Genomic DNA, 24,106 nt, shown 5'->3' on the forward strand with positions numbered 1-24,106 from the left:
CGATGAGAAGGAAGCGCAATGCTGGATTTTGCGATGTTGCCGCCGGAAGTTAATTCGGCCAGAATGTATTCCGGTCCTGGATCGGCGTCGATGCTGGCTGCTGCGGCTGCTTGGAATCAGCTGGCCGCTGAAATGCAGTCGGCGGCAGAGTCTTACAATTCGGTGATTTCCGGGCTGACCAGCGGGAGTTGGCGTGGCCCGGCGTCGGCAGCGATGGCGGCGGCGGTCGCTCCGTATGTGGCGTGGTTGAATACCACTGCGGCGCAAGCTGAGCAGACGGCAGCGCAGGCCCAGGCGGCGGCCGACGCTTATCACGCCGCGTTGGCGATGACGGTGCCCCCGCCGGTGATCGCGGCCAACCGCGCTCAGCTGGCGTCGCTGGTGGCGACCAACATCTTGGGGCAAAACACCCCGGCGATCGCGGCCACCGAAGCCCACTACGGGGAGATGTGGGCCCAAGACGCCGCGGCAATGTATGGCTATGCCGGCAGCTCGGCGGCCGCCACCCAGCTCAGCCCGTTCACCACACCGCCGCACATCACCAATGCGACCGCGGCGGCCAACCAAGCCGCCGCGGTCACCCAAGCCACCACCGGCGCAACGGCCACCAACGCGACAGCGACGGCCACCCAAGCCGCCACCAACTCAACCGCCGCCAACGCCACCACGAGCTCAGAGCTGACATCACTACTAGGGGGAATCACCGCCCCCAACTCGAACACCGCCACGACTGGACTGGCCGGAATCCTCAACTACCTAGACGGGTCCGACGGATCGTTGTTGGGTAGCTTCCTCAACGATGCCTCGGTGTCCAACTTCAGCAACGCGCTCACCACAAGTGGGCTAACAAATCCCACGGCGATGATCGACTCGGTGACGTGTTTCTCCTATTTGTTTCCCGCCCTGGCGATGGCGCATGGCGGTGGGTTGGTGGAGGATTTCGCCGCCGGACTGGGTATCGGCCCGGCGACGGGCGCGCTTCGGGCCGCGGGGCTTCCGAGCCTTGGTGCGATTTCGGCCGAGATGGGTCACGCGGGGTCCCTGGGTGCGTTATCGGTGCCGCACAGCTGGGCGTCGGCCGCAGCGTCTTTCGATCAGACTCGATCGGTGGGCAGCAGCCTTGGCGCCGCTCTGGGTGCCACGCCGCTAGTGTCGCCGTCCGAGTCGATGGGCATGCCCGGGACACCCCTCGGTGGAATAGGGGGTGTGGCCAATCACGAAGCGGAAGAGGTTCCCATGTACGGATTTCGGCCCAATGTGATGGCCCGGCCGCCGGCGGCGGGATAACGAGCTGAAAAGACGCCTTTGCACCCCAACGTGATTTGGCGGGCAACACAGACTTCGAAGGATCTTCGCGGACAAAGGAAATCCACGACTATCTACTTGTTGCAACATCCCTGCTACACCAATAAGGAGGCAAACCATGCCGACGCGTTTTATGACCGATCCGCATCAGATGCGGGCGATGGCGGGCCGTTTTGATGTGCACGCCCAAACGGTGGAGGACGAGGCCCGCAGGATGTGGGCGTCTAGCCAAAACATCGCCGGGGCGGGCTGGAGCGGGGCCGCGCAGGCCACCTCCTATGACACCATGGCCCAGATGCATCAGGCGTTTCGCAACATCGTGACCATGTTGCACGGGGTGCGTGACGGGCTGATCCGTGACGCCAACAACTATGAGGCCCAAGAGCAGGCCTCCCAGCACCTGCTGAGCAGCTAGCGGAGCCAAGACCTCTACACGACTTTCAGGAGAACACCATGACGATTAACTACCAGTTCGGGGATGTGGACGCCCACGGGGCCACGATTCGCGCCCAGGCGATGGCGCTGGCGGCCGAGCATCAGGCCATTGTTCGTGATGTGCTGGCCGCCGGGGACTTTTGGGGTGGGGCGGGCTCGACGGCCTGCCAGCAGTTCATCGCCGAGTTGGGCCGCAATTTTCAGGTGATCTACGAGCAGGCCAACGCCCATGGCGCCAAGGTGCAAACCGCCGGCGCCAACATGGCCGACACCGACGCCGCCGTCGGCTCCAGCTGGGCCTGACGCGGTGGGCAAACAGCAATGGCGGCTGCTCTTGGCTATGACCAATGCCCATTTGGGTGTCGAGAAGGGACATTATCAGCATGGCAGCAACCGAACTCCGCGATGCCGGCGCCGGTCCACCGCTCATCCATCTCTCTGAGTTGTTGCTGTCCCCGGTTGTGACGACATCCGGTGAGGTGATTGGAACGGTCGACGACGTCGTCGCGCGACTACGTCACAAAGACGTCTGTCCGGTGCTGGCAGGGATCGTGGCGGGCGTTGGGAGCGGACGGCTTTTTGTCGCCAGCGCATCGATCCGGCGGTTCGGGCCGGATCGGGTGATCCTGGCCCATCGTTTGCCCTTGGATGAGCTTCTGCGTGAGTTGCCACGCTGAAACCGGCAATCATCGAGCCCTCAACCACCTTGGGCACGAGCATTTACAGCTGCGTGGTCCGCGTGGTCAAGGAGTCCACCGATTCGCGTGTGAGGTGTCAATGATCGCTTTGCTATCGGGACCGTCTTCGGCATTCAGATATGTGATTGCTACCCGCAAGGAAAGGAGCGCGTCGCTGTGACTCTGCTTGAAGAATCCCAGCCCGGCCGCGCGGCGGTCGCTCGGTCACAGACCGCAGTCCTCGACAGCGCTCATGTCGGTGATATCGAGGGCGCCCTGGGTCGGATCAGACTCGGCGACAGCGAACGTCCGCGCACCGTTAAGGCCCGCGTGGCGACCATGTTAGCCATCATCGGTCCCGGCTTGATCGTCATGGTTGGTGACAACGACGCGGGTGGCGTCGCGACGTACGCGCAAGCAGGCCATGATTATGGCTATAGCTTGCTGTGGGTGCTGCTGTTCTTGATTCCGGTGTTGATCGTGAACCAGGAGATGGTGGTCCGACTCGGCGCCGTCACCGGGGTAGGGCACGCACGACTGATCAACGAACGATTCGGCCGGGGCTGGGGTTGGTTCTCCGTCGGTGACTTGTTCCTACTGAACTTCCTCACCCTTGTCACCGAATTCATCGGTGTCACGTTGGCGGCAGAGTACATGGGTATGTCCAAGTATGTGGCTGTGCCACTGGCCGTGATCGCGTTGATCGCGATCATGATCAGTGGCAGTTTCCGTCGCTGGGAGCGTGCGATGCTTCTTTTTATTGCCATCATGCTGGTACAGATCCCGATGGTGCTCATGTCCCATCCTGATTGGGGGCACGCGGTGAAATCCTTTGTTTTTCCAGGGATTACTAACGGCGCGACTTCCGACGTGGTGCTACTGGTCATAGCGATCGTTGGCACCACGGTTGCGCCGTGGCAGCTGTTCTTTCAGCAGTCCAACGTCGTCGACAAGCGCATTACGCCGCGGTTCATCAGCTACGAACGCGTCGATACTGTAGTGGGGGCATTCATTGTCACGATCGGCGCGGCAGCCTTAATGATGACCGGTGACTGGGCCGCTCGGGCTAGTGGAAGCCGGGGCGGCTTCATCGACGCCAGCACGATTGCGCGTCTGCTTGGCAACGACAACAGCACTTTAGGGTCGATTTTCGCGATCGTGCTTCTCGACGCCTCCGTCATTGGGGCGGCAGCGGTTACCCTGTCTACCAGTTACGCATTCGGTGATGTGTTCGGTATCAAGCACTCCCTGCACCGCAGCTGCTCGGACGCCAAGCAGTTCCATCTGTCGTATGCCGGGATGGTTGTGCTCGCCGCACTGATCGTGCTAATCCCGGGCGCCCCCCTCGGGCTGATAACGACGGGTGTGCAGGCGCTAGCTGGCTTGCTGCTGCCCAGTGCCACGGTATTTCTGCTTCTTTTGTGCAATGACCGAGAGGTGTTGGGACCGTGGGTGAACCGGCCGTGGCTCAACGTGGTTGCGGGGATCATCGTCGGCATATTGTTGCTGCTATCAGGAATATTAATGATGACCACAGTTTTCCCGTCGATGGGCATCGGTACTATTCTAAAAATTCTTGCGGTGGCTGTGATCAGCTGCAGTGCAGTTATCTTCGTGGCGCAGAAAGTGTTTAGCTACTGGCGGCCATCTAAATCGCCAGCTACTAACCGATTTTCGACCGCACCGGCAGTACCTGACCGAAGGAGCTGGCGGATGCCGCCGTTGGTGTTGCTAGAGCCGGTCACGTGGTCACTTGGTACCCGAGTGGGCATGCTGGCATTGCGTGTCTATTTGATCGGCGGAGCTATGTTATTGGTTGTCAAAGCGACTCTATTAGCCAGTTCTTGACCCTTGCCGAAGCCAGGCTGCTCCTGGCCGAGAACGAGAAGGAGGTAAGAACATGTTCGTCATCCGGTTACTTAACGGACAGGAGATCCGTGCAACCGAGGGGGATGAGATCTCCATCAACCACGACACCGGCATGATCACAGTCACCCGGATAGAGGGATTTGAGCGTGTAGCGACGCACTACTCGCCGTCAGCGTGGGCAGTCGTCACACACCGGGTCAAAGATGTCGCCGTCAATCCTGTGTATCGCTATGCAATAAATGCGTAATGGCGCTTGGGCGCGAAAGACCTCTTTCGTTGAGATTCGACGGGCCGCGGTACTAGGGTATTAATTACGGTAGATACTTGACCTAATCGGCTGCGCAACCCAGACCTGACTTCCGCAGATAGTGGGCACACGGATCGCCGGATTTGGGCGTTTACTAGCGCAAACGTGGGATGAGCCGATTTGGGTCGTGTTACTACACGACGCCAGCGATCCGGGCGGGGTTCGTCAGTCGGCGACGGCGGCGTCGATGCCGGGTGTGAAGGCGAGGTACTTGGGTGGTTCGGGTAGGTCGAGCGCGGCGAGGATGGTTTTCTGATCGCCGGTGAGGGCGGAGCGTTGCGCCACGCGGCCGTCGGCGGTGGCGAAGGTGACCAGGTGCATGCGGTCGAGTTCGTGGCGCAGATTGCGCCAGGTGTCGCCGGTGCGGGTTTCTGCGACGCGGATGAGAAGCAGTGCCAGCCAACACAGTTGGACGTGAGCGCGGATGCGGTCCTCGCGGTGGTGGTAGACCGGGCGCAGCCCCAGCGAGCTCTTGGCGTCGCGCCAGCCGCGTTCCACCGCGAGCAGCTGCTTGTAGGCGGCGGCCAAATCCTCGGCGGTAAGCGTGAGGTCGGAAGTGCGCAGCAGCCACTTGCCGTCGTAGTGGGCTTCACGTTGGGCGGCGGCGCGGTCGATGCGCAGCAGCCCGGTCTTGGTGCGCCGCAACAGCCTGCGCAGCCCGGGCTTGCCCTTCAAGGAGCCGACGAACTCGTCGCGCTTGCGTTTCGGCCAGGCGTCCGAGCCATCGATCAGCCCGGAGAGGTGCTCGATGAGCCGCTCACGCACTGCTGCGTCACGGTCGGCGGCATCCGGGTTGTGGCACACCACGAACCGCTCCGCACGCACCCCCTCGTTGTTGCCGCCGCCGGGTGCCACCCGAATCTCCTTGACCCGCAGGTTGTCGGCCACGTCGTGGTAACGGCCGGGGCGGGCCAGCGCGTCGGCGGCCTCGGCGTTGGTGTGGCGCAGCTTCTCGGCGTGGATGTAGTGCCCGCCGCCGCGGGTGAGATAGGCGCGGTTGGCCGCGGAAGCAAACCCGGCGTCGGCCACCCACACCAGCCGGTGCAGATTCCACGATCCCAGATCGTCTTTGACCGTGCGGATGATCCGCTGATCGCTCTCACTGCCGGGAAAGGTCCAGCAGCGCACCGGGATTCCGTCGCGGGTCACCGCCATCGCGATCACCACCTGAGGCCGGTCGTCGCGGTGGTCCTTGGACTTGCCGAACCGGCGCGCGGCCCGCTCGACCGCTTTCGCGGTGCCGTCGTCGACCTCGGGTTCGGGGGCCAGGTCGGCCAGTTCGTCGGGCACATCGACCTCCCAGTAGGTGGAGGTGGTGTCGATGAAGACGATGTCGACGTCCAGGTTGAGCAGGTGCGCGACCGAATCGAAGATCTGCGCGGCGATCTCGCCTAGCGCGGCGAGCAAAAAGTCCATCGACCGATACGCCGCGTCATCGGAAAACCCGGGGCACTCGGCGATCGCGACCCGTTCGGCGACCCACCGTGTGGCGCCCAGCTTGCTGCCCGGTTCCAGCGCCCGCTGCGCCACCAGCGCGAACAGCACCCGCTCCACGGTCGCGGCGTCCAGGCGCCGGTCCGCGGCGACCCGGCGCAGCGCCGCGCCCACACCCAGCCGGTCCCAGAGTTGGTCGAGCACCCATGCCCCGCCGAAGCGGCGCGAGTCCAAGATCTCGATCTCGCCGGTGTGCGCGGCCGCGATCGCCTGTGCCGGGTCGAGGAACCGCGAGATCGAGGCGACCAGTCGGGCCAGCGCGTCGCGGTCCACGGTGTCAGCGCGGCCGAAGTTGTGGATCACCTTCGCCGAGGGCACCCCGGTGACCGGATGGCGTTCGCTGTGCGCCAGCTGCAGATACGACACCGTCGACCCGTCGCGGTTGCGCCGCTTCGTCTCCCGCAGGTACACCCCTACACTGCTAGCACATATTCGCTGGTGAAGTCCAGCGACACGCCAGAACTCGTGTGCCTACACGAATCCGCCGTTTCGGTGACTCTGCAAGCCTCCTACCAGCACAATCGCTCCGCGCTACCCCGAAATATGCCTACGAACTGCGGAAGTCGGGCCAGAGGGCCATTACCGTGCTAGGTGGCTCCCTTGATGCTTTGCGAGAGATTCATTATGCGGAGCGTACTGGCACCTCATTTATATGGGGATCGCTGCGTCGTTCATGCGCGCAGTAATTAGTACATGGAGAGCGCGAGCTTTATTTGAAGGGGCGAGGATCATGTCGTTGTCGTGCACACAGGCGGAGAACTGGTCTCGTGAGCGCGGTGGTGTCGGTGGCACCGGTGTCAAGGGGGTCGGCTCCATTGCGCACACGTTTAAAACCGATGCTCAACAGCGCATCGCGTTGACGGACCTGATGCACAGGATCAATACGGCGGGGATCGGAACAGACGATCCTCGGGTGCGGGACATTTTTGATAGCCACGATCGGGACGGCGGTTGGCTGACGCCCGAGCAGTTTGCCGTAATCTGCGAAGCTTACGGCGGGCTGATTTCGCGGGCGGTGCGTCGAGATCTCGCGATTCCCGATTTCCCGCGATTGGAACGCGAGTTTCCGAGATGTACGACATCGTTCGGGAAGACAGGGGTGGCACCGTGGCGGACTACATTCCCCAGCTCAAACGGGTTGATCCGGATAAGTTCGGAGTTGCGATCTGCACGGTTGACGGCCAGAGGTTTACCATTGGAGATGCTCATGATCTGTTTTGTGTGCAGTCTATCTGTAAGCCGGTGAACTACAGCTTGGCCTTGGAGGAACACGGTGTTGCGACCGTTCACCGCCATGTTGGCCGTGAGCCCAGCGGGCGCTCCTTCAATGAGCTGTCGCTGAATGGCGATGGGCTGCCGCATAATCCTATGATCAACTCCGGGGCAATCATGACGTGTTCGCTATTGCGCCCTCATGATGAGCTCGCAGATCGGTTTGACTATGTGGCCGAGACATGGCGGCGACTGTCGGCCTCGAGCAGAGTTGGGTTTAATAACTCTGTGTATCTATCTGAGCGCAGGACAGCAGATCGCAATTTTGCGCTCGGCTACTTCATGCGAGAACACAGCGCATTTCCCGACGGCACAGATCTTGTGGAAATATTGGAATTTTACTTCCAGTGCTGCTCAATTGAAGTCGATGCGCAGGCCTTGGCCGCCGCAGCAGCCACTTTCGCCAACGCGGGCATCAACCCATTGACGAATGACCGCATCTTTAAACCTGGCACGGTGCGCCATTGTTTGTCGTTAATGTCGTCCTGCGGTATGTACGACTACTCCGGCGAGTTCGCGTTCATCATCGGTCTGCCAGCCAAAAGTGGTGTTTCGGGCGGTCTGATGCTTGTTGTTCCTGGGGTTATGGGCGTGTGCATATGGTCGCCTCGACTCGATGAACATGGCAACTCAGTGCGCGGAGTGGCATTTTGCAAAGAGTTCGTCGCGCGATACAATTTTCACGTCTTCGACTCATTAATAGTTGACGGAGACAGCGGCAAGCGCGACCCGCGCCGGAAGAAGAACGAAGCCGAGATCAGCGGGACCATGCGGCTGCTATACGCCGCAAGCCAAGGTGACGTGGACGAGCTGCGCGCAGTCCTTGCAACGGGGGCTGATCCCAAACGAAGCCGACTATGACGGTAGGACGGCGCTGCACCTTGCCGCAGCCGAAGGCCACCTTGCTGCAGTGAAATACCTGCTGTCCTGTGGGGCGAGGCCGGATGCCACCGACCGTTGGGGAGGTACGCCGCTCACGGATGCCAAGCGGGCCAGCAACACTGCTATAGCTGAGTACCTGGTGGCGCATGGTTCCGGCGCGGAGCCCGCGGTGGATGGGGCCGGCGCGCTATCTGTTCTCGAGGCATGACCAGAACAGCCGGGTGTGGTCTGCGGCCCGGATACCTCGACAAGCAAACCGGCTCGTCAATATTGTGCGGGCAGTCGTGATTTCGCTGTCAGAGGGGTTGAGATGCCGGGGTGAGATGCTTTTCAATTAACCGCAGAGATGGTGTGGCAAAGCACCCAACTTATGGCGTCTCCCCCGTGGGGTTGGTGCTGTGCGAGGGTAGTCGACTCGGTGTTGCCGGGCTTGGTCGACGCCTGGCTTGACCGTTGGGCGCCCATGGCCTGATCGGAAGGTCGTTCGTTGCACCTGAACCGATCCAGCTGCTACGCGATCTGACCCGCACACGCACCGCCATCACTGGGGAACGCACCCGCGAGATCCAGCGCTTGGAGAAGGCCCTCGAGGACGCCGGACCGGTTGAGCGCCGATCACACATTGCTTTACGCGCATGACCTGGACCTCATCGACCAGCACACCGTGGCCATCGAGCAGCTCACCGGGACGGTCAAATCGCGGCGTCCTTGTCCGGGTAACCCCCACCTGCACGGTGCCCTCGGCACAGCGGCGATGTCGATCTCCCACACATCGGCAAACAGCGGGCCGCAACGTAGGTTTCACGCCGATTGCCCGGTTAAGCCGAGCCGCCGAACCCGTTCACGCCGAGTGCCGGGCTCCGCTCGGGGGCAACGATGGCCTGGTCTCGGGCCCCGATCCGGGATTCGTGCCACGAGAATCTTGACCCTCGCTGTCGGTGGACTGCAGCTGCGCGGGACAGTAGACACTCGCGGCGATCCCGGCGAATTTGATGGCACCGTTGCCGGTGAACCCGGGGTTGACACTGGTTAGCTGGTGGACAAGGTCTGGAGCCGTCGCGCCATCGCTGAGCTGATCACAAACCGCTTTTCCGGCGCTGATGGCCCGATCTGGACTTGCGTAGGTGATACCAGCCTGCTTGAGTGCTGCGAGGAAGCTCGCGTCATCGCCGTCAGGGTCGGCATACGCCGGCGCGGCCACGCCTATCGCGGCAATCGCGCTTGACACCACAACCACAAACCTCATGGACCCATTATGGCCGAAAAATGTTGCGCGCACAGCGCTATGGGAGTTTTCTGTTCGACACATCCGTGGTTTACGGCACCGGGTGCTATGCGTGACGGTGTGCTTGCCCAGTTCCGACATACGCGGCCCCTGGCCGGGCGAAACCATGGTCGTGCTCTATGCTTTTAATCAAGCAATTGCACAGCGTTTTCCGACCTCAAGGTGGTGGTCCAGATGCACGTGGTAAAAGTGTTTTTCGCTACCGTCTGCACAGCCACCTTGATTGGCGTCGCTGGCGCTGCGCGTGCCGATGATGATCCTCGTGACGATGCTTTTCTGCAGGCACTCAAAGATGTCGGTATCGAGTATCCGAATGCGGATCAAGTCATTGCCAGTGGTAAAGCGGTTTGCTCGTATATGGCTGGGGGGCACACTCTCAACGAGACCGCGCAGGCGGTCGCAGAACAGAATCCCAACCTTTCGCCGCTGCAAGCCCTCCAATTCGTGGACCTCGCGCGAGGCGCATATTGTCCCCTGCCGCCCATGGGCGGTGGCGGCGGTGGTTAGCCCAACCTGATCGAACTCGCGGAGAGGGTCGGGTTTGAGGTTGTTCGCTTGCCGGCGTTACGACTCACCGGCGGTCTGGGGCTGGTTACAGTACGTTGCTCGCGCCATCGCGACGAATTGGGATGCCTTCGTCAGGGACAGGTCGGGATTGGCATTTTTCACCCCCCTGGCGGCCTGGTTGGAGGTGTGGCCCTGTGCGAGATAGTCGCACACCTCTTTGGCGCTGGTGATGGCGTCGGTGGGGTTTGGATATTGGATACCGAGCTGGTCGAGCGAGCTTAAGAACGCACTGTCACCGGGGTCGGCATTGGCGATCGCCGGAATGCCAATCAATGCGGCTAAACCTGCGGCGGCCAAGAACGGCTTAGCAACTGCCATGTTCTCCTCCATAAAACAACAACAACAAGTTGGTCGCTACGGGTGCAAAACACCGAATAGCTGTTCACCACAATCGAACCGTTAGGCGACTATCCGCCAATGTCACCAGCCGACAGCTGGCTGGGGCAGTAGGTCTGCTCGGAGATTGCCACGAACTGAGCCGCGTTATGCAGAGACAAGTGATGATTTCTTATCTTCAAGGCACGTACGGCGGTATTAACCGGGTTCCCCGCCGCCAGATAGTCGCAGACATCCTTGCCGACAGAGATGGCGTCCTGCGCATCTGCGTACTCGATACCAGCGCGATCGAGTTGATCGAGGAACACGCTGTCAGTGTTATCGGCATGCACCGGCGCGGCCACGCTCACCGCCGTTACAGCACCGGCTGCCGTCAAGAACCATCTCGCACACCTCATAGCTTTGGCAGCCTCAGCGCCTACGATGAACCGCGGCTGGCTAAAAGATGAAGTCCACGTGAATGTTGATCGGTGGTTTCGTAGCGTTGGCCCGGCCGCCGCAGCGGCCGAGCCAGCATGAGATTTGCGCGGCAGCATGGCTTTCGACGTTGTCGGTCGGGTAGCACAGTAATGAGCTGAATTGGCGGTGGCACCCAACAGTTCACCTGAAGTGCGACGTTTGGACCATCCGGCTGTAACCTGCGGTTCACTGTGGCGAGCTTGCATGGCGCCCGGTCCGGCAACGGTCGCTGGGAGAGGCGTGACTGCTGATGAATCGGTGCCAGCTTGCCAAACCTCGAGACATGGTCCGCCGAATGTACGCGTGGTGGCAACGGTGGCCCCCCGGGGCAGCCGGATGGTCGGCACCGCTGCAGCGCGTCCGCGGATCCGCCGCAGCTGCTCATGCCGAGCTGAGCGCGGCCTGACTGACGAAATCTGCGCCGCACGACCCCAACACGCAAGGTTAGGTGGATAGAAAAAAGGACAACGCGTAGCGCTAAATAAAGCTGAATCAAAAGGGGCTGCGCATATCAGCAGCAAGGAGAACAGGAGACGAGATGTTTCTTGACTACAGCTTGTTGCCGCCAGAGATCAACTCGGGGCGCATTTATGCCGGTCCCGGAGCCGGGTCGCTACTGACAGCGGCGGCGGCCTGGGATGCGCTGGCTGAGGAGTTACATTCCGCTGCGGCCCAATATGATTCGGTGATCTCAGGATTGACGGCCGCACGGTGGACCGGCCCATCGTCGACTGCCATGGCCGCCGCCGCCGAAACGTATGTGACCTGGCTGCATAACACCGCAGTCGAGGCCGAACAGACGGCCGGCCAGGCGAAGGCTGCCGCGAGCGCCTATTCGGCGGCGCTGGCTGCCCACGTACCTCCGCCGGTCATCGCGGCCAACCGCTCCCTGTTGGCCGCACTGATCGCTCACAATTATTTCGGGCAATACACCGCGGCGATAGGGGAGACCGAGCGCCAGTACGCGCAGATGTGGGCGCAAGACGCTACGGCGATGCATGCCTACGCGCGCTCGTCGGTGGCCGCGTCGAGCCTCGCGCCCTTTAGCCCACCGGCGCAGAACACGAACCCGGCAGCGCAGGCCACCCAGAGTGCCTCGGTTGCCCACGCCGCAGGCGGTGCCGCCGGCACCAACACCCAATCGATACTTTCCCAGCTGCTACATCTTGACACGGCGTCGGGAACGTCGGGAGCGTCGTCGAACGCGACGAACACGCTGAGCACCGCAGCCAACAACGCTGCGAGCTACGGCTCGCAGACGTTTGGTAACGGCGCCGCCGGGTGGGCCGATGCCGCCAACGCCGTCAGCAATGTCAACAACGGGATTGGTCTTTTCACGTTCATGGCAGAAAACCCCGCAGGGCTCTTCGAAACACTCAACCCGCCGTTTGTGGGACCGGCGGCGTTGAGCTTCGGCGGCTCGGGGATGGCCGCGGGTGTCGGCCAGGCCATCAAGATCGGCGCATTGTCGGTGCCGCCGACTTGGGCGCTGCCTTCCTCGGCCATCACTCCCGCCTCCTTCACCCTGCCGATCAGCACAGCGCCCGCTACCCAGGCCCTCGCTGGAGGCTTCCCAGGTGGAGCGTTCGGTGAGACCATGCTAGGAACATTGGCGGGGCGGGGCCTCGGCGGCGCCACCGCCCGCGCACTCTCACGCCGCCGCAGTGTAATTCCCCGGTCGCCCGTTGGAGGCTGACGACGGAAACCAGGGCCGTGTCGCCCGTAGGCCGGGGGCTGAATGGCGGTGCCGCTCGATCCGGGAGCTTGTTCGGAACTTGCGCAGCTAGCTACAGAGAGCGAGAAACGACAATGGATTTCGCGTTGCTTCCGCCAGAGATTAACTCTGGGCGGATGTACACCGGCCCCGGGGCGGGGCCGATGCTGGCGGCCGCGGCGGCGTGGGACACGCTGGCTGTCGAGTTGGAGTCAGCCGCGGCCGGTTACTCCTCAGTGATCTCGGGTCTGATCGGCATGAATTGGACTGGTCCTGCGTCGGCGGCCATGGCGAGCGCCGCCACCCCCTTCGTGGAGTGGCTGCAGACCAGTTCGGCGCTGGCCGAGCAGACCGCGCTGCAGGCCAAAGCCGCGGCGGCGGCCTACGAGGCCGCGTTCGCCGCTACCGTGCCTCCACCGGTGATCGCCGCCAACCGGGCGCTGCTGGCGGCGCTGGTAGCAACCAATTTCTTCGGACAGAACACCCCCGCGATCATGGCCACCGAAGCCCACTACGCCGAGATGTGGGCGCAAGATGCCGCGGCAATGTACGAGTATGCCGGTACCTCGTTACCGGCGAGCACGCTAACGCCCTTCCGCGAGCCACCGCCCATTACCGATCCGGCTGGGCTGGACGCACAGGCCGGCATGGTCGCTCAGGCCGCTAGCACTGCTACCCATGCCCGGGCCGCCTCCTTGCCGGCCACAGTGCTGCACCAGCTGGGCTCACCGGCAGACATCTCGGCGCTGTCTGGGGCGAGCGAATTGGCCTTGCCGGGGCTGAGCGAATTGAACACCTTGTTCGGTGGCTATACCGGCATGACGGCGGCTAATGCGTCTAACTCGTTTGGCTGGTTTACCGCCAGTTACACGGCGGGCTCGAACTTTTTCGGTTGGTACCGGGAAATCCTCGTTCGGGGTGGGATTGCGGGCTATCTCACCTTCGATGGGCTGGGCCCGCGTGAGGCGCTCTCGGGCGTTTCGGGGTCGTTTGGCGGTCTGGGCAGGGCGGCCTCGCTTGCGCCGGCGGCCGGGCTGGGCGAAGCGTCCTCCGTCGGGGCGCTGTCGGTGCCACCTAGCTGGGCGGTGGCCGCCTCCGAGGTACAGCCGGTAGCGCTTTCCCTTACGGCCGCCGACAGCACCGGCGCAGCGAGCGCCGTTGGTCTGCCGCCAGGGATGGCGTTGCAAGAAGCGATGATGGGCACGATCTCCGGGAGAGGTGCCCTGGCCCGTGCAACGGATTCCCGCGACGGAAGTGACGATGACCGCGACGGTAAGAGCCAGAAAGAGAAACAGGACAAGGAAGTGGAGCGGCCGGCCGCTGCCTTGATAGCGCCGAGTGCCTGGCTGGCGTCCACTTTGGGCTACACCACACGCAGACGTGCGGAACCGGATCCGCTACCGCTGCCTCCGCAATGGGAAGAGGAATTGGCCGCCAACCAGCTGACCTGGGGATAAATGAACTTCCCACGGCTCGTGTGCATTTCGTATTGCTTGCGAGGGCCTGCAAGGATCGCAGCAACACCGTTTGATCACGACTGCAGTGATTTTGTTTGGGGCCATGCGTATACGCGATCTGGCTGGGCGCTCAATCACTCGATAGCCAGATGCCCAGGCACGATCCACCTCCACACAGGATATGCAGTAGAAAGTCATGACACCACAAATACATTGAGGAGGACACTATGATCGAGCGGTAACCCATAGATCACAGATAGCGGTACCTCCAGTGGATGAGATAGCTTAGCTTACACACGAATATTACTGTGACAAAGTCGTTTTAGATGAGTAGTTGACCAGCGTGGCTGGTTTGTCCCGATAACTCATCAAAGACTATCAAGCCAGGATTTTGTTGTTGCGCAAGCTAATATGATCCGATACACTTAGCAAGGAGTGCGCTGGGCGGTGCGGTCTCGGCTTCACTCGTGTGCTATGCCGATGATGAGGTACCTGCTCCCTCCGTGATCGATCCGGGTCAGCGCACCACGAAAAACTCCAAACAACAATGTTGCGAACCTTTTTAAGGGGGACATCTATGTCGTTCGTCACGACACAGCCGGAGGCGATGACTGCTGCCGCTGCTAATTTGGCGGGTATAGGTTCGTCGGTGAGCGCCCACAACGCGGCCGCCGTAGCACCGACGACTGGGGTAGTACCCGCGGCGGCAGACGAGGTATCGGCATTGACCGCGATGCGCTTTGCGGCACATGCCTCGGCATACCAGGCGGTAAGCGCCCAAGCTGCGGCGATCCATGAGTTGTTCGTTTCGACCCTGGAATCGAGTGCGGGCTCGTATGCTCTGACCGAAGCCGCCAACGCGGCCTCGGTCATCTGATTCGGCACTTCCGTGAGCGTGGGTTCACGCGCGGACGTTCTCGACCGATTTCTCGTTCAGCTCACCGGCCGCGCAGTCGCTGGTGGTGGACGTGTGTCATGCCAACAAGGGCTAGCGGGCAATACCCGATACCGTTGGCGGCGCTGGATGGTTTCGGCTTTCGAGGCGTATACCATCTCGCTGGCGCTCGGTCTCGGTGCCACGACATGACGCCGGCGGCTGCGGCCTGATGATCAACTTCCGGATCCCACATGTTCCTTCGGCGCCTTGATCAACCGCGTCCGGGTCGGCCGCTTCCAGCGGCACGGCCCCTGAGAAATTGTCAAGACCTGTGGATCGGGATGTTGCAGGCGACCTCCGTTTCGGTTGATTCGGCATCGGGTGCTGCGGGTGTGATGTCGATGGGGCGTTCGAGCAGTTTGCCTTTGTGGAAGACGGCGCCGGCACGGACCAGGGCGACCAGGTGCGGGGCATTGACGGCCCGCCAACGGGCCTGGGCGGCGTCGATCAACTTGTAGGCCATGGCAATACCGGCTGCCCGTGATCCTGGTCCCTTGGTGACCTTGGTCCGCAACCGCACCGTGGCGAACGTCGATTCGATCGTTATCTGGAGTTCCTCTGAGGGTGTCTTCGATGTCCGACACGCGGCGTTGAGGTGCTGGGTTCTGCGTGGTGGACATGGTTATCTGCAGTCGTCCAGGAAGCAGAGCCTGCGGAGGGACGATGCAAGTTGCCCGAGTCATCTCACCGGTCTCGTCGCGTGAATCGTGGACGGTCCTCGGCGAGGACGATGCCCCGGTCGCGCCGGTGGAGCGGTATCTGGCGTATCTGAGTGACATCGAGCGATCGCCGAACACGGTCAAGGCGTATGCGCACGATCTGAAGTTCTGGTTTACCTTCCTGGCCGATCGCGGGCTGGATTGGCGGGCGGTGCGGCTCGCCGATGTGGGTGAGTTCGTGGCGTGGCTGCGGCTACCGCTGCAGTCCCGCGACGGGCGGGTGGCGGTGTTGCCGTCGGTGGCGCATCATTGCACGGAATCCACCGTGAATCGCAAGCTTTCGGCGGTCGGCGCGTTTTATACCCATGCCGGTCGAGACGGCGTCCAGGTGGGCGAGTTGTTGACGTCGTGGCAGGTCGGCGGTGGGCGTGGCGGCTGGCGGCCGTTCCTGCATCACATCAGCAAGAGCGACCCGAAACCGCGGCGAGTGGTCGCGGTGAGGACGCCGAAGAAGTTGCCCCGGGTGCTCACCCCGGTCGAGGTGCAGGCCGTACTGGATGGTTGTCAGCGGCTGCGGGACCGATTGCTCTTTGCCCTGTTGTATGAGACCGGCATGCGGATCGGTGAAGCACTCAGTTTGCGGCACAACGACTTTGCCGCTGCCGAGTGCGAGGTGACGCTACAGTGCCGCGACAATGCCAACGGCGCGCGCGCCAAGTCGGGCAACTCGCGCACGATCCCGGTCAGCGCCGAACTGATCCGGTTGTATGCCGACTACCTGCACGCCGAGTACGGCGATTTGGACAGCGACTACGTGTTCGTCAATCTGTGGGGTCACCCGCGCGGGCATCCGTTGACCTACGCCGCGGTCTACGACGTGGTGCGCCGGTTGCGCCGGCGGATCGGCATCGACTTCGACCCGCACTGGCTGCGTCACACGACCGCGACGCGGATGCTGCGCAACGGTATTGGCATCGAGGTGGTGGCACGGCTGCTCGGTCACTCCTCGGTGGCCACCACGAGTTCGACATATGGGCACCTGACCGTCGAGGACGCCCGCCGGATGATGGAGCAGGCGGGCTGGTTTGCCGATAAGCAGGTGAGCTGGTGACCGCCCCGGTTCCCGGCGGTGTCTCGTCTGGGCTGCTGGGCAAGCTGATGGCGGCAGTGCGTAGTGAATTCCGCAGCGATGTCATGGAATTCGGTCCCGAGGACCCGGTGTTCGGCGGGGACTCCTGTCGGGTCGAGGAATGTAGCAGAACAGCACGCGGGCGTGGTTTGTGTCAGGCGCATCTGCACCGGTGGGTCGACGAGGGACGCCCGGATATGCAGCAGTTCGTTGGCTCGACTGATCCACGATGGCGCCGGCAACGCCCTAACCAACGCTGCCGGGTGCAAGGCTGCGGATACGGTTCTGCCCGTGGCGGTTTGTGCGGTCTACACGCTCAGCGATGGCAGCGAGCCGGTCGGCCGGATCTGAATGTGTGGCTGGCCGACGCCGCGGCGGCGCAGCAGCCGACTCCAGGTGGAACGTGCCGCATCCCGCACTGCCAGTTGTGGCCGCAAGGGACATCACCGTTTTGCCAGTCCCACACCAACACCTGGAAAGTCAACGGGCGACCCGACGTCAACGAGTTCGCCGACCGCTTCGCGGCGACCCGGCCGCTGGCCAGCGAGGTGATCCGGCTCGATGGGCTGAATCCGCAACTGAAGCTGGAGATGCAGTACGTGCTGCAGCGCCGTCACGACGAACGGCAGGGCAAGCTCACCGCGCACGTTGTGATGCGTGTGGTGCGGATGCTCGCTGAGGCGGATGTGTCCTCGTTACTCGACCACGATGAACACGCCTGGAATGAGCGAGTCCCATCGTTGATCAACGATAACCGTGCGCGAGGCCTGTTCGGCTACGGCTACCGCGCGATCGCTGACCTGGCCGAAGGCGGCGGGTGGGAAGCCGAATTCGACCGAGATGTCTGGCGGATGCGCCGCCTCGGCTACGACGGTGACCGCACCCTGCGGTTCGGCGGGATACCCCAGCCGTGGCTGCGGGATTTGGCCAAACGATGGATTCGTTGGCGACTATCAAGCGGGTTGGGGCTAGAAGCCGGCGGCGCCAGACCGAACGTCGTGATCACCCGCTTCGCGCGGTTCCTCGCTGATATCGACGTCACCGGGATCGACCGGATCGAAAGATTGGTGCTCGAACGCTACCTCGCTGATCTGCGCGGTGAGCGTATCTGCTCGCAACGTCGTGCCGCCCACATCGGCCTGCTCAACCGGTTTTTCGCCGCTATCCGCCAACATTGCTGGGACACTGCGCTTCCCGCCGACGCGACGTTCTACGTCGAGGACTATCCCAAACGCGCCGAACGGCTGCCGCGGGCGCTGGCCGAACATGTCATGGCCCAGCTCGAGCACCCCGACAACCTCGCCCAGTTCGCCGACCCCGCCCACCGGCTGGTCACGATCATCTTGATGCGCTGCGGGCTGCGGGTAACCGACGCGCTCCGGCTGCCTGCCGACTGCCTGGTCGCCGACGCCGAAGACGCCCCGTATCTGCGCTACTACAACCACAAGATGAAACGCGAAGCGCTGGTGCCGATCGATGAGCAATTGCGCGAACTGATCACCCAACACCGGCACCGCATCGCCCAACGCTGGCCGGCCGGCACACCCGGCCTGTTCCCGCGGCCGACGAAAAATGTCGACGGCACCCAGCCAATCGCCAGTCCCACCTATCGGGCGGCGCTACTGCGCTGGCTGGCCGCCTGCGACATCCGCGACGAACACGGCCAGCCGGTGCACCTGACGCCTCACCAATGGCGCCATACCCTCGGGCATCGGCTGATCAACCGCGATGTTCCCCAAGAGGTGGTGCGGCGCATCCTCGACCATTATGCGGGTGATCTTGTCAAGTGGGTGCGGTCAGGAGGCGGCATCGTCGAGGCGGGCGAGCAGTCCGTCGAACACTTTCTGGCGGCCGAGTTGTCCTTTCTCGGCGGCGTCGTCGCGTTGTGCCTGCAGAGTCGGGCGGAATTCGATGGTGGTCTGGAAGAAAGTGCAGGATTCGCAGATGGATTCGAAGTGGCAGTCCAGGCCGACGGGTCGGGCGCAGTAGCCGTTGCCGAGCATGCGGCGGTGCATCTCGGCACGGAGCTTGCGCATTTCAGCGCCTTCGGCGTCGGCGGGAAGTGCGCGCGGCTGATCGTAGAGGGCTTCGACTTTTTCACTGACGGAGAAGTATTCGTCGGCGACAGTGCGATCGGCGATTCGGGCGTAAACGAGCGTCATACGCATAGATCGGTGACCCAACAGCGCGGCCAGCGCTTCCAGGGACATGCCGCGGTTGATCGCCTGGGTCGCCAAGGTATGCCTGAGACGATGCGGCGAAACACGGCCGATGCCAGCCGCTTTCGCGGCTTCAGCGACTGCCCGATCGACGCGGCCCTCGCCGATGCGTTGGCCGTATTCGATAAACAGGTAGGGGCTGCGCAAGCTGGTGGGTCGGTTGGCGATCCAGGCGTCGAGGAGGTCCTTGAGTTGGGGGTGCAAGGGGATGTAGCGGTCGGTGCGCAGTTTCCCCAGCGGCACGTGCAACCAGTATGCCGCCCCGATCTGCACCACGGAATCAACTGTGAGATCGAGGAATTCGCCCTTGCGCAGCCCGGTGCGGGCCAGAAACTCCACACACAGTCGAACGAACGGATCATCAGCGGTGCGCGCGGCCTGCAGCAGCTTGGTGAACGCGGCGTCGTCGAGGAAGCGGGGCAGCGGGTCGTCGCGCAGCGGCAGGTCGCCGGTGAACATGAGCACGCGGGCGGGAATGTCGTCGCCGCACCATTCGGTGAGCCGGTCGAAGCAGGTGCGCAAGGTACCGAGGTGTTCGGCGAGACTGATCTTGGACAACCGCCCACCGCGGGCCGAGGGCCGGGTGCTCAGGTGCAGCTTGTAGGCCTCGATGTGTGTCCGACGCAGGTCGGCGACGCAGACCACCTCGGGGGCGTTCGCGGCCAGCCAACCGGCGAACTCCCGCAGCACGCCTTCGACGCGCACCATCGTCGACGCCCGCAGCGACAGCCGTGTCTGGGCGATGTAACCGGTCAGGGTGGCCGCCAGCCGCGGCGGGACCGCCGCCCACTGGGCGGCCCGTTCAGCCGAGCGGTTTGGGCTGGTCTTGCGGGGCGCGGTGTCCAGGACGCCGAGGTGGAACAGGGTGGTCTGCGCACCGAACAGCGCCGCGCTCAGTGCCTTGGCGCCGTGGCTGCCGGGTCGGTGGCGAGTTATCGCGCTGGTCAACGCTTTTCGCTGCGTATCGATCACCGGCTGGGTCAGCTTCTCGGGAGTCAGCCCGGCCAGCGCGGCCACCTTGGCCAGGGCGGACCACTGCAGGCGGGTCACGACGGGACCGAACCCGAGCTCAGTGGAGGTCGCCACGAACCGTTGGTGGAACCTGCGGTGATGGTGAGCGGCGACTTCGCCGAGGTAGGGCCGGCACGCCACGAGATAGTCCGGGCTGGGCCGCAGCCGTCCCGTCACGATCAGCCAACCGACCACCCGTCGATCCTTCAGCGGCAAAGCGCACTGGGTTGCCAGCGGCAACGCAGACCAGCCCGCCACACCCACGCGGGTGAAGAACGTGCGGGCCACCGAGGTCACCGGGTGTCCCGCGAACATCCTGGCCGCAACGAGGTCGGCCCTATACGCCTCGACGAGCTCCTCGATGTCGGGGCGAGGTGCCGGTGAGCGGTTCATTTCTCGGCCGCCTCACCGGACGCGACGACCTGCGCCTCGATCGCCTCGGCGGCCCGCAGGTACTCCCGTTCCAGCCAGTCGTTGGCCAGATGCAGATAGATGCGGGTCGAGTCGATCGATGCGTGGCCGGCCTGAGCCTGGATCGCCTCCAGCGCCATCCCCGCCTCCCGCAGCCGGGTGAAACAGGTGTGCCGCAGCTGATGGCACGTCGCCTGGGTCAGCCCGGCGCGACCGCGCGCACCCTCGAGGATCTCGTCCAGACCGGCAGCCGACAACGGCTCGCCACGCCGGGATCCCTTCAACACCACGAACACTCGATCGGTCGACGTCTGCGGGCGCTCCTGATCCAGATAGTCCCCCAGCGATGCGAAGAACCGCGCCGATACCGGCACCATCCGCTGCCGACCGCCCTTGCCTTCGGCCACGAACACCCGCCGCTCGCCGGCGTTGACATCGTCGAGGCGCAGTCCCAGCACCTCACAGCGTCGCAGACCACCCAGCAGCATCGCCTCGACCATGGCCCGGTCGCGGTGGGTGCGCAGCGCCGCCCGCAACGCGTCGACCTCGCTTGGCACCAGCACCCGGGGCAGCGTGCGCGGGGTGCGGATCAACGGCACGCCGCCCTTGCCGCGCCGAGCACCGGGGCGACGCGCCGCCAGGCTTGTCGGGACGGGGTTGCAGGTGACGCCGGTATCACCGCGGGCCGCGAGGTAGGCATACAGGCCACGCACACTGGACAACCGGCGGGCGATCGTGCGCGACGCCAACCCTGGCTCGCCGTCCTCCAACCGCACCACCTGCTCGCCCAAGCGGGCAGTGCGTTGAGAAGCCAAGAACGCGAAGACATCTGCGGCGTTCACCTGAGCCGGTTGCTTGGCAACTACACCGAAGAAGATCTTCAAATCCGACGCCACCGCCAGCCATGTGTTGGTCCGGGCTCGCGCCGCAACGAAGGCCAGGTAGTCATCCAGCAGCGAATGCCCCAGGGTGATCGCGACCAGTTCCGCCCCACGATGGTGACGAACCAGGCACGGCATGAACACGACAACCTCCCGCCGCCAGCATCCGCGTCAGCCCCGCTGGATCACGGCAGACACGCCGAATATCACCCGTATATCAAACACGACTCCGCGCAGATGACCGGGCACTATGCCCGGCTGAACGACACCACAGTGCGCCGCCAGTGGCAAGCCGCCCGCAAGGTCGACATCCACGGCCGCACAGTCACTTTGGACCCCGCCGGGCCGTTGGCCGACGCGGCCTGGGCCAAGCAACGACTGGGTCGTGCCACCCAGGCCCTTCCCAACGGCTACTGCGGGCTGCCGGTGCAGCAGAGCTGCCCGCACGCCAACGCCTGTCTGACTTGCCCAATGTTCCTGACGACCCCCGAGTTCCTGCCCCAACACCGCGCCCAGCGCCAGCAGGTCCTGCAACTGATCACCGTCGCCGAAGCCCGCGGCCAGCAACGGCTCGCCGAGATGAACCGGCAGGTGCTGGGCAACCTGGACAACATCATCACCGCCCTCGACGAGTAAAAGGACACCAAACATGCGGGCTGACAACAGCATCCACCTCATCACCGCCGCCAAACAGCGTCACGAATACACCCGCGCCAAGGCGCTCGCAGCGATGCATGAGCTCGATAGAGCCGGCGCCGTGCTCACCTTCGAAGCTGTCGCCCGCCACGTCGGAGTGTCGCGCTCCTGGATCTACACCCAGACCGACATCAAAGACGAGATCCGTCGGCTCCGCGCCCAGCACCGGCCCGAGCCAAGCACACCGTTACCTGCCCGGCAACGCGCCAGCGATGACTCCCTACGCCAACGTCTTGAACTCGCCAACCGCCGCAACCGCGAACTCGCCGACGAGAACCAGCGGCTGCGCCGCCAACTCGCCCACGCCCTCGGCCAACTCCGCGACCGCGGACCGTTCCCAGCCCGAACCAACCATTGCAGTTCTGTAACGATCGCACCGTGCTGACCACCGCCGAGACCGATGACATCGCAGCGTCGAAGACACCATCCACAACGCAAACCCCCAGGTCAACAGCGCCTCTTACTCGAAGACTCGAGATAATCATCGGATTCGTCGTCCTCAAGTGGATCCAATGTTCGGCCGGATACTTGTAGAACTCGAGCAGGGTGTCCAGGTCGTCGGTGATCTTGGCGACCGCCTTGGGATACCTCGCGCCGAAATCGACCTCGAACGCTTTGACCGCCACCTGAGCCTTGTCAATATCCTCGGCGTTGTAGATGTCCTTGATCGCCGCCAACGCGGCCGGGTGCGCCGACTTCGGCAGCGCGGCAAGGACATTGGCTTGCTTGTGAAACCAGCACCGCTGCTCCCGGGTCGCGGGGAACACTTCGCGGACGGCCTTCCAGAACCCCAAAGCGCCGTCACCGACGGCCAACACCGGGGCGGTCATCCCGCGACGCTTACAGTCGCGCAGCAGATCGGCCCACGACTCGCTCGACTCCCGATACCCATCGGTCAATGCGACCAGTTCCTTGCGGCCATCAGCACGCACACCGATCATCACCAGCAGGCACAGCTTGGTCTGCTCCAAGCGCACCTTCAGATGGATGCCGTCGACCCACAGGTACACGTAGTCGGTGCCGGACAAATCCCGACGGCCGAACGCGGCGGCTTCGTCTTGCCACTGCGCGGTCAGGCGGGTGATCGTGCTCGCCGACAACCCTGCCCCCGACCCGATGAACTGCTCCAGCGCCGGCCCGAAATCGCCGCTGGACAGCCCATGCAGGTACAGCAGCGGCAACACCTCGGACATCTGCGGGGACTTTCGTGCCCACGCAGGCAGGATCGCCGAGGAAAACCGCTGCCGCTCACCAGAATCGGGGTCGACACGGCGGTCGTTGACCCGCGGTGCTTTGACCTCGACCGCGCCGGCCGCGGTCAGCACCACGCGGGCCTGGTGATAACCATTGCGCACCACCAGCCGGTGACCGTTCTCGTCGAGCTGGTCGGCGAACTGCTCCACATACGCGGCCACCTCGGCTTTGAGCGCCGTGGCCAGCATCTGGCGGGCCCCGTCGCGGACGATGTCATCGAGCAACGATCGGCTGGCCTCGTTGCCGTTGGCCTCATCGGCGTCGTGAACTACGGTGAGCATGGGCGTACCTTCCCAACCAGCGCGCCAACGCCGGTCTTGATCAGAGCTACTGGACTTTCAGATCATCCTCGGGAAGGTGCGCCCACCTTCACGCCCCCTCACCGAGGCTCATCCACAGGTTCTGATCATTGCTCACGGCCCCTTGGTGAGCGGGTCAGCTGCCTAGTGGTGGCGGACCGGCGGGCGTCTAGCCCATACGCCCCCGCCCCGAGAAAGACCAGCAACAGGAAAGCAAAACAGTAGAGCAGCGCGAGCTCACCCTTGTTGGTGATCGGCACCAGCCCGAGCGGCAGGTGCCGGATAAAGTACGCGACCGCCATCTCGCCGCACGCGATGCCGGCCGCTATCCGGGTGAACAAGCCGATGACGACCAGCGCGCCGGTGACCAGTTCGATCCAACCCGCGTAATACAACGGCCACTGGCCGACCGGGACCGCGTGAGTGGCTGGCCAACCGACCAGTTTGGACAGCCCGTGGCAGGCGAACAACGCTCCGAACACCACGCGGAACACGGCCACCGCCGCAGGTGCACAAGCGTCACGCCGGGCCCGAAGATTACCCTTCATGCG

General features: G+C 63.5%; 23 protein-coding genes and 5 pseudogenes. 18 read left to right on the plus strand and 10 right to left on the minus strand.

The window, feature by feature from the left end; genetic code table 11:
* The first annotated feature begins 18 nt into the window (after nucleotides 1-18).
* The 6 genes from MSM1_RS18375 to MSM1_RS18400 all read left to right on the plus strand — a co-directional run bounded on the left by MSM1_RS18375 (nucleotide 19) and on the right by MSM1_RS18400 (nucleotide 4,533).
* Nucleotides 19-1,287 (plus strand): PPE family protein, encoded by a 1,269-nt coding sequence (locus tag MSM1_RS18375; protein WP_282100970.1) that lies wholly within the window; start codon nucleotides 19-21, stop codon nucleotides 1,285-1,287.
* A 136-nt stretch (nucleotides 1,288-1,423) separates the two neighbouring features.
* Nucleotides 1,424-1,720: a WXG100 family type VII secretion target gene (locus tag MSM1_RS18380; RefSeq protein WP_213444167.1), complete on the plus strand. Its 297-nt coding sequence runs from the start codon at nucleotides 1,424-1,426 to the stop codon at nucleotides 1,718-1,720.
* 38 nt (nucleotides 1,721-1,758) lie between these two features.
* Complete coding sequence (locus tag MSM1_RS18385) at nucleotides 1,759-2,043, plus strand: WXG100 family type VII secretion target (RefSeq protein ID WP_213445094.1); 285 nt, start codon at nucleotides 1,759-1,761, stop codon at nucleotides 2,041-2,043.
* Between the two features lie 80 nt (nucleotides 2,044-2,123).
* Nucleotides 2,124-2,417 (plus strand): PRC-barrel domain-containing protein, encoded by a 294-nt coding sequence (locus tag MSM1_RS18390; RefSeq protein WP_213445096.1) that lies wholly within the window; start codon nucleotides 2,124-2,126, stop codon nucleotides 2,415-2,417.
* A 177-nt stretch (nucleotides 2,418-2,594) separates the two neighbouring features.
* Nucleotides 2,595-4,265 carry an Nramp family divalent metal transporter gene (locus tag MSM1_RS18395; RefSeq protein WP_213445098.1) on the plus strand — a complete coding sequence of 557 codons (1,671 nt, stop codon included), beginning with the start codon at nucleotides 2,595-2,597 and terminating at the stop codon, nucleotides 4,263-4,265.
* Nucleotides 4,266-4,317: 52 nt separating this feature from the next.
* A complete protein-coding gene (locus MSM1_RS18400; RefSeq protein WP_213445100.1) occupies nucleotides 4,318-4,533 on the plus strand; it encodes a hypothetical protein in 216 nt (71 codons plus the stop codon).
* 225 nt (nucleotides 4,534-4,758) lie between these two features.
* Here the strand turns inward: MSM1_RS18400 and MSM1_RS18405 are convergent, their stop codons facing one another.
* Entirely contained in the window at nucleotides 4,759-6,498 is a 1,740-nt protein-coding gene (locus tag MSM1_RS18405; protein ID WP_213440569.1) for an IS1634 family transposase, read from the minus strand.
* Nucleotides 6,499-6,817: 319 nt separating this feature from the next.
* Between MSM1_RS18405 and MSM1_RS23085 the strand changes: the two are divergent.
* The 4 genes and pseudogenes from MSM1_RS23085 to MSM1_RS18420 form a co-directional block, all read left to right on the plus strand.
* A pseudogene (locus MSM1_RS23085) lies at nucleotides 6,818-7,114 on the plus strand (hypothetical protein); the annotation flags it as partial.
* 44 nt (nucleotides 7,115-7,158) lie between these two features.
* Nucleotides 7,159-8,220 (plus strand): glutaminase A, encoded by a 1,062-nt coding sequence (gene glsA / locus MSM1_RS18410; RefSeq protein WP_236056886.1) that lies wholly within the window; start codon nucleotides 7,159-7,161, stop codon nucleotides 8,218-8,220.
* Nucleotides 8,156-8,449, plus strand: coding sequence for an ankyrin repeat domain-containing protein (locus tag MSM1_RS23090; RefSeq protein ID WP_374101741.1), 294 nt, complete (start codon nucleotides 8,156-8,158; stop codon nucleotides 8,447-8,449). Before glsA ends, MSM1_RS23090 begins: the two co-directional genes overlap by 65 nt.
* A gap of 245 nt (nucleotides 8,450-8,694) precedes the next feature.
* Nucleotides 8,695-8,838: pseudogene (locus MSM1_RS18420) on the plus strand (IS110 family transposase); the annotation flags it as partial.
* 244 nt (nucleotides 8,839-9,082) lie between these two features.
* On the opposite strand, the gene MSM1_RS18425 reads toward MSM1_RS18420, so the two are convergent.
* Nucleotides 9,083-9,487: a DUF732 domain-containing protein gene (locus MSM1_RS18425; RefSeq protein WP_213445107.1), complete on the minus strand. Its 405-nt coding sequence runs from the start codon at nucleotides 9,485-9,487 to the stop codon at nucleotides 9,083-9,085.
* Between the two features lie 213 nt (nucleotides 9,488-9,700).
* Here MSM1_RS18425 and MSM1_RS18430 point away from each other — a divergent pair, with 213 nt between their 5' ends.
* The gene (locus MSM1_RS18430; RefSeq protein WP_213445110.1) at nucleotides 9,701-10,033 is read left to right on the plus strand and encodes a DUF732 domain-containing protein; all 333 of its coding nucleotides are present in this window, start codon (nucleotides 9,701-9,703) and stop codon (nucleotides 10,031-10,033) included.
* 57 nt (nucleotides 10,034-10,090) lie between these two features.
* On the opposite strand, the gene MSM1_RS18435 is transcribed toward MSM1_RS18430, so the two are convergent.
* Together MSM1_RS18435 and MSM1_RS18440 are read right to left on the minus strand one after the other, a co-directional pair.
* Nucleotides 10,091-10,423: a DUF732 domain-containing protein gene (locus MSM1_RS18435; protein ID WP_213445112.1), complete on the minus strand. Its 333-nt coding sequence runs from the start codon at nucleotides 10,421-10,423 to the stop codon at nucleotides 10,091-10,093.
* 77 nt (nucleotides 10,424-10,500) lie between these two features.
* Nucleotides 10,501-10,779 (minus strand): DUF732 domain-containing protein, encoded by a 279-nt coding sequence (locus tag MSM1_RS18440; protein WP_307857436.1) that lies wholly within the window; start codon nucleotides 10,777-10,779, stop codon nucleotides 10,501-10,503.
* A 647-nt stretch (nucleotides 10,780-11,426) separates the two neighbouring features.
* Between MSM1_RS18440 and MSM1_RS18445 the strand changes: the two genes are divergently transcribed.
* The 3 genes from MSM1_RS18445 to MSM1_RS18455 all read left to right on the plus strand — a co-directional run bounded on the left by MSM1_RS18445 (nucleotide 11,427) and on the right by MSM1_RS18455 (nucleotide 14,936).
* Entirely contained in the window at nucleotides 11,427-12,584 is a 1,158-nt protein-coding gene (locus tag MSM1_RS18445; RefSeq protein WP_213445116.1) for a PPE family protein, read from the plus strand.
* Between the two features lie 155 nt (nucleotides 12,585-12,739).
* Nucleotides 12,740-14,059, plus strand: coding sequence for a PPE family protein (locus MSM1_RS18450; protein ID WP_236056888.1), 1,320 nt, complete (start codon nucleotides 12,740-12,742; stop codon nucleotides 14,057-14,059).
* A 577-nt stretch (nucleotides 14,060-14,636) separates the two neighbouring features.
* On the plus strand, nucleotides 14,637-14,936 hold the full coding sequence (locus MSM1_RS18455; RefSeq protein WP_213445120.1) for a PE family protein: 300 nt from the start codon (nucleotides 14,637-14,639) through the stop codon (nucleotides 14,934-14,936).
* Nucleotides 14,937-15,258: 322 nt separating this feature from the next.
* Here the strand turns inward: MSM1_RS18455 and MSM1_RS18460 are convergent.
* Nucleotides 15,259-15,537 (minus strand): annotated as a pseudogene (locus MSM1_RS18460) (IS256 family transposase); the annotation flags it as partial.
* Between the two features lie 122 nt (nucleotides 15,538-15,659).
* Here MSM1_RS18460 and MSM1_RS18465 point away from each other — a divergent pair.
* Nucleotides 15,660-16,766, plus strand: coding sequence for a site-specific integrase (locus tag MSM1_RS18465; RefSeq protein WP_213445122.1), 1,107 nt, complete (start codon nucleotides 15,660-15,662; stop codon nucleotides 16,764-16,766).
* A 461-nt stretch (nucleotides 16,767-17,227) separates the two neighbouring features.
* On the opposite strand, the gene MSM1_RS22155 is transcribed toward MSM1_RS18465, so the two are convergent.
* Entirely contained in the window at nucleotides 17,228-17,431 is a 204-nt protein-coding gene (locus tag MSM1_RS22155) for a hypothetical protein (RefSeq protein WP_236056889.1), read from the minus strand.
* Nucleotides 17,432-18,130: 699 nt separating this feature from the next.
* Between MSM1_RS22155 and MSM1_RS22160 the strand changes: the two are divergent.
* A pseudogene (locus MSM1_RS22160) lies at nucleotides 18,131-18,493 on the plus strand (transposase); the annotation flags it as partial.
* Nucleotides 18,494-18,580: 87 nt separating this feature from the next.
* Here MSM1_RS22160 and MSM1_RS18475 read toward each other — a convergent pair.
* Together MSM1_RS18475 and MSM1_RS18480 are read right to left on the minus strand one after the other, a co-directional pair.
* On the minus strand, nucleotides 18,581-20,407 hold the full coding sequence (locus MSM1_RS18475) for a site-specific integrase (protein WP_213445124.1): 1,827 nt from the start codon (nucleotides 20,405-20,407) through the stop codon (nucleotides 18,581-18,583).
* Nucleotides 20,404-21,444 carry a tyrosine-type recombinase/integrase gene (locus tag MSM1_RS18480; RefSeq protein WP_213441018.1) on the minus strand — a complete coding sequence of 347 codons (1,041 nt, stop codon included), beginning with the start codon at nucleotides 21,442-21,444 and terminating at the stop codon, nucleotides 20,404-20,406. The genes MSM1_RS18475 and MSM1_RS18480 overlap by 4 nt, the downstream gene beginning before the upstream one ends.
* Here MSM1_RS18480 and MSM1_RS18485 point away from each other — a divergent pair.
* Entirely contained in the window at nucleotides 21,421-21,942 is a 522-nt protein-coding gene (locus MSM1_RS18485; protein WP_236056891.1) for a hypothetical protein, read from the plus strand. The two genes, MSM1_RS18480 and MSM1_RS18485, sit on opposite strands and share 24 nt — an antisense overlap.
* A 13-nt stretch (nucleotides 21,943-21,955) precedes the next feature.
* The gene (locus tag MSM1_RS22165; RefSeq protein WP_282100971.1) at nucleotides 21,956-22,387 is read left to right on the plus strand and encodes a DUF6262 family protein; all 432 of its coding nucleotides are present in this window, start codon (nucleotides 21,956-21,958) and stop codon (nucleotides 22,385-22,387) included.
* A gap of 97 nt (nucleotides 22,388-22,484) precedes the next feature.
* On the opposite strand, the pseudogene MSM1_RS18490 reads toward MSM1_RS22165, so the two are convergent.
* Together MSM1_RS18490 and MSM1_RS18495 are read right to left on the minus strand one after the other, a co-directional pair.
* Nucleotides 22,485-23,537 (minus strand): annotated as a pseudogene (locus tag MSM1_RS18490) (IS256 family transposase); the annotation flags it as partial.
* 125 nt (nucleotides 23,538-23,662) lie between these two features.
* Nucleotides 23,663-24,103 (minus strand): DoxX family protein, encoded by a 441-nt coding sequence (locus MSM1_RS18495; protein WP_213445126.1) that lies wholly within the window; start codon nucleotides 24,101-24,103, stop codon nucleotides 23,663-23,665.
* Nucleotides 24,104-24,106: the final 3 nt, after the last annotated feature.

This window comes from Mycobacterium sp. SM1 (assembly GCF_018361265.1).
In the GTDB taxonomy this organism is placed as follows: domain Bacteria; phylum Actinomycetota; class Actinomycetes; order Mycobacteriales; family Mycobacteriaceae; genus Mycobacterium.

Excerpts from the sequence above, each read along its gene's own strand:
- MSM1_RS18375 (WP_282100970.1), top strand. The coding sequence starts at position 19 with ATGCTGGATTTTGCGATGTTGCCGCCGGAAGTTAATTCGGCCAGAATG.
- MSM1_RS18380 (WP_213444167.1), top strand. The coding sequence starts at position 1,424 with ATGCCGACGCGTTTTATGACCGATCCGCATCAGATGCGGGCGATGGCG.
- MSM1_RS18385 (WP_213445094.1), top strand. The coding sequence starts at position 1,759 with ATGACGATTAACTACCAGTTCGGGGATGTGGACGCCCACGGGGCCACG.
- MSM1_RS18390 (WP_213445096.1), top strand. The coding sequence starts at position 2,124 with ATGGCAGCAACCGAACTCCGCGATGCCGGCGCCGGTCCACCGCTCATC.
- MSM1_RS18400 (WP_213445100.1), top strand. The coding sequence starts at position 4,318 with ATGTTCGTCATCCGGTTACTTAACGGACAGGAGATCCGTGCAACCGAG.
- glsA (WP_236056886.1), top strand. The coding sequence starts at position 7,159 with ATGTACGACATCGTTCGGGAAGACAGGGGTGGCACCGTGGCGGACTAC.
- MSM1_RS18425 (WP_213445107.1), bottom strand. The coding sequence starts at position 9,487 with ATGAGGTTTGTGGTTGTGGTGTCAAGCGCGATTGCCGCGATAGGCGTG.
- MSM1_RS18430 (WP_213445110.1), top strand. The coding sequence starts at position 9,701 with ATGCACGTGGTAAAAGTGTTTTTCGCTACCGTCTGCACAGCCACCTTG.
- MSM1_RS18435 (WP_213445112.1), bottom strand. The coding sequence starts at position 10,423 with ATGGAGGAGAACATGGCAGTTGCTAAGCCGTTCTTGGCCGCCGCAGGT.
- MSM1_RS18445 (WP_213445116.1), top strand. The coding sequence starts at position 11,427 with ATGTTTCTTGACTACAGCTTGTTGCCGCCAGAGATCAACTCGGGGCGC.
- MSM1_RS18450 (WP_236056888.1), top strand. The coding sequence starts at position 12,740 with ATGTACACCGGCCCCGGGGCGGGGCCGATGCTGGCGGCCGCGGCGGCG.
- MSM1_RS18455 (WP_213445120.1), top strand. The coding sequence starts at position 14,637 with ATGTCGTTCGTCACGACACAGCCGGAGGCGATGACTGCTGCCGCTGCT.
- MSM1_RS18465 (WP_213445122.1), top strand. The coding sequence starts at position 15,660 with ATGCAAGTTGCCCGAGTCATCTCACCGGTCTCGTCGCGTGAATCGTGG.
- MSM1_RS18475 (WP_213445124.1), bottom strand. The coding sequence starts at position 20,407 with ATGAACCGCTCACCGGCACCTCGCCCCGACATCGAGGAGCTCGTCGAG.
- MSM1_RS18485 (WP_236056891.1), top strand. The coding sequence starts at position 21,421 with ATGGTGACGAACCAGGCACGGCATGAACACGACAACCTCCCGCCGCCA.
- MSM1_RS18480 (WP_213441018.1), bottom strand. The coding sequence starts at position 21,444 with ATGCCGTGCCTGGTTCGTCACCATCGTGGGGCGGAACTGGTCGCGATC.
- MSM1_RS22165 (WP_282100971.1), top strand. The coding sequence starts at position 21,956 with ATGCGGGCTGACAACAGCATCCACCTCATCACCGCCGCCAAACAGCGT.
- MSM1_RS18495 (WP_213445126.1), bottom strand. The coding sequence starts at position 24,103 with ATGAAGGGTAATCTTCGGGCCCGGCGTGACGCTTGTGCACCTGCGGCG.